Origin of the sequence: Chlorobaculum thiosulfatiphilum, assembly GCF_006265165.1 — a bacterium.
GTDB lineage: Bacteria > Bacteroidota > Chlorobiia > Chlorobiales > Chlorobiaceae > Chlorobaculum > Chlorobaculum thiosulfatiphilum.
In genome coordinates this window covers 1-230 of record NZ_VDCH01000086.1, presented here as the reverse complement: position 1 = coordinate 230, position 230 = coordinate 1, and the positions used below count along the sequence as shown (strand labels likewise).

Sequence of the window (230 nt, the reverse complement as noted above, 5' to 3'; positions counted from 1 at the left end):
GAGCTATATCGGCACGCGCGAAATCAAGGGGGCCAAGCACGAGCCCCGCATTCTCAAATGGTGGCAGGCGATCAAGGCCAGCTTCCGGGACGATGAAACCGCATGGTGCGGTGCCTTCGTCGGTGGGGTGCTGGTCGAAGCCGGCCTTCCTATCGTCACTGGCGGGGCTGCGGCGCGCGCCTGGCTGAAACTGCCGGTCAAGCTCGACAAGCCCGCCGTTGGTGCCGTCG

1 pseudogene is annotated in these 230 nt (G+C 65.7%); it reads left to right on the top strand.

The features are described from left to right. A pseudogene (locus FGF66_RS12780) lies at nt 1-230 on the top strand (TIGR02594 family protein); the annotation flags it as partial.